At 58.5% G+C, this 3,228-nt stretch carries 4 protein-coding genes; 2 read left to right on the forward strand and 2 right to left on the reverse strand.

Going from position 1 to position 3,228, the window contains the following annotated elements:
- A partial coding sequence (locus tag A9D15_RS16825; protein WP_216634363.1) for a hypothetical protein occupies positions 1–240 on the reverse strand: 240 nt, incomplete at its 3' end.
- Between the two features lie 48 nt (positions 241–288).
- Positions 289–1,329, reverse strand: a complete 1,041-nt coding sequence (locus A9D15_RS02785) for an IS110 family RNA-guided transposase (RefSeq protein ID WP_066760674.1) — start codon at positions 1,327–1,329, stop codon at positions 289–291.
- A gap of 86 nt (positions 1,330–1,415) precedes the next feature.
- Here A9D15_RS02785 and A9D15_RS02790 point away from each other — a divergent pair, with 86 nt between their 5' ends.
- Entirely contained in the window at positions 1,416–2,339 is a 924-nt protein-coding gene (locus A9D15_RS02790; protein WP_066761580.1) for a hypothetical protein, read from the forward strand.
- Positions 2,340–2,461: 122 nt separating this feature from the next.
- Complete coding sequence (locus A9D15_RS02795; protein WP_066761581.1) at positions 2,462–3,178, forward strand: IS6 family transposase; 717 nt, start codon at positions 2,462–2,464, stop codon at positions 3,176–3,178.
- Positions 3,179–3,228 lie beyond the last annotated feature (50 nt).

A 3,228-nucleotide genomic window follows, 5' to 3' on the forward strand; every position in this document is an offset into this window, starting at 1 on the left:
CCGGCACCATATGTGGACGGCTCCCTCTTGCAAGGGCTGTGCGGAGAATTTGATCGGATCGCTTGCGTCCATATGTCCGGCCTGTGGGTGCGACCGCACATGGTCGCTGGCCAAGATGGTTTCCGCAGCATGAGTTCCAAACACCTCAGCGGCCTCGAACGGCCATTGGTGCCGATGGAATGCCACACGCCTTGGATCGATCGATCGCACCATCTGCTCAATTCCTGCAAGATTTGGCATCAGCTCAGTACGATAGCAAACGGCTGCTCATCGTGCCTAGCCAATCTCTCACGCTGCCACTGCCGGCGGCGATAGTTCTGCTCTTCGATATTGCTCACCGCTCACCATCAGTTTCCAGGCGATTCTCGCGATCTTGTTGGCGAGCGCCACCGCAACGAGTTTGGGCTTCTTGCGTTCGAGCAATCCCAAGAGCCAGACAGAGGCATTCTTGCCTCCAGTACGGCGGACGTGCTGAACAACGGCGGTGGCTCCTACCACGAGTGTACTGCGCAAGAGCTCATCACCGGCTCGTGTAATGACCCCGAGCCTGACTTTGCCGGCAGTCGAATGATCGCGGGGTGTCAAACCGATCCAGGCCGCAAAGTCTCGCCCGGATTTAAACTGTTGCGGGTCTGGGGTTTTCATCATTAGCAATGAGGCGCCGATTGGGCCGACGCCGGGAATTTTTGCGAGCCGTTGGCTACATTCGTCATTGCGGTGCCATTCCATGACCTGGGCTTCGACCCGCTCGATTTCCATCAGGAGCTGCGAATATTCCCTGCCATGAAGCGCAAATAATTCCCGTGCCAGTTCCGGGATCGCCTCGTCCGCCGCGATGCGTTCGAGCAGGGGCTCGATCCGGCACATGCCCGTTGCTGCGGTAACTCCGAACTCTGCCGCAAAGCCACGGATGGTGTTGGCGAGCTGCGTGCGTTTCTGAATGAGCCTGGTACGCATCGCTATGAGCATGAGGGCGGCCTGCTGCTCTACGCTCTTAGCCGGCACAAACCGCATTGTGGGGCGGCTCATCGCCTCGCATAGCGCTTCTGCATCGGCCGCATCATTCTTGCCGCGCTTGACGTAAGGTTTTGCTAGTTGCGGTGCGATCAACCTCACTTCGTGACCATACGAACCGAGAAGACGCGCCCAGTGGTGCGCGCTGCCGCAGGCCTCGATGGCGACGACAGTCGGTGGCAACTTCTCGAAAAACCGGACCATCTCCCGGCGCGTCAGCTTCTTGCGCAAGACCGGCTGTTCTGCCGAATTGACACCGTGCAGTTGAAAAACGTTCTTTGACGTATCCATCCCTATGCGAATAATCTGTTCCACGGGCGGCTCCTTCATGTGAGTCCTACAACGAAATCACCTTGGCACATTGCGATGCCGCTGGGAGCCGTCCAACCCAACACCTCAGCATGGATGCCTGGGGCGCTGAACAGGCGCTCAAATCGCGCGGGTTCAAAAGCATCAGTAGCCACAAGAACTCCCACGGGCACGTCATCAGCTATTGGTGGGATGGCAAGGACAACAATTGCGTGCGTGTCGATGTTTCTAACGACACCGTGCAGCAGATTACCGATGCCAAGGACCGCGACTGCAATCATTCGAGCGGCGGCGATGTCGCCGCAGCGGCGGGCGTGGTGGCAGGGGCCGCCATTCTTGGCGCTATTCTGAGCCACAAGTCGCATCATACCGATGGCAAGGACTACAACGATCAGCAGACGCAGGAGTTCGAGCGCGGCTATAAGGATGGTCTGCACGGCGGCAGCTATCACAATTACAACCGGGACGAGGCCTATTCGCACGGTTACGAGGCCGGAACCAATGAGCGTGAAGCGAACCTTTCCCATCATGATCGCCGCGGCGGATATTCCAACTATGCGCAGTATGCCGATCTGAAGGGAGCCCGCGCAGCCGGCGGAATGGACGAATTGAACCGCCGCGGATTTGTCCAGGTGGACAACTTCACCTCCGGGAATACCCGCTATTCCATCCGGTGGCGCGAAGCATCGCGGCAGTGTCTGCAGGTTACTGTGGCGGACGGTCGCCTCTATTCGCTCGACGACATCCGAACGCATCCCAAGTGCCATTCGGGCGGCGGCTACAGCTCAAGCGGCGATCCCGGTACGTGGTATGGCCGGCTTGTCGGCGCGGCCAACGATGGAGCTGAAGTGCAGCTGCGGAACAATGGCTTCTCGCAGGCAGGCTCGTACAACACCGGTAGCAGCGGCCACGGCTATTACTGGTACAACCGATCGACGAAGCAATGCCTCGCGGTCGAGACCAGCCACGGACGCGTATCCTCTTCCGAAGCCGTCGCTTCACGCAAGTGCCGGTGAACGAGACATTGAAGGGCGGCACCATTGCCGCCCTTCGCCTCGGCACCTGCAGCTGACTAATGGGCCTTGTCAGAGCAAACGCACCTGATTGAAAATTGAGTGTTCGAGGGTAGGGCAAGTGGATGCCTCGTCCTCGAAAATCAGCCAGTCCGTTCCGCTACTTCAACTCCTCACCCGAGATCATCCGGCTCGCAGTCCTGATGTATTTCCGGTTTGCGCTGTCGCTGAGGAACGTCGAAGATCTGCTGCTCGAACGAGGCGTCGATATTTGCCATGAGACGGTTCGGATGTGGTGGAACCGGTTCGGTCCGATGTTCGCCGCGGATATTCCTATGCAACGTGTCAGCCGAATGAAGGGCTCAAGGCATTGGCGCTGGCACCTCGACGAGGTCTTCGTGAAGATCAACGGTGAGCGACATTACCTCTGGCGCGCCGTCGATCACGAAGGTGAAGTGCTGGAGAGCTTCGTCACGAAGAGACGGGACAAGGCTGCGGCTCTGGAGTTCATGAAGAAGGCGCTGAAGCGGCACGGAAGAGCTGAGACAATCGTCACGGATGGGATGCGTTCGTACCCTGCTGCTATGCGGGAACTTGGAAATCTTGAACGCCGCGAGATGGGAAGGTGGTTCAACAATCGCGCCGAGAATTCACACCTGCCATTCCGACGAAGAGAGCGAGCGATGCAGCGATTTCGGCGAATGAAGTCCCTCCAGAAATTCGCCTCGGTTCATGCCTCTTTTCACAACCACTTCAATTCCGAACGCCACCTCGTCGATCGACAGACCTATAAGACCCGCCGCTCGGCCGCTTTGGCCGAGTGGCAGAAGCTCGTGGGCTAAGACCTGCTGCTTCCAGGGATCGCCGCGTCATTCTGAGACGAGTTGCGGTT

Origin of the sequence: Croceicoccus pelagius, from assembly GCF_001661915.1 — a bacterium.
Classification (GTDB): domain Bacteria; phylum Pseudomonadota; class Alphaproteobacteria; order Sphingomonadales; family Sphingomonadaceae; genus Croceicoccus; species Croceicoccus pelagius.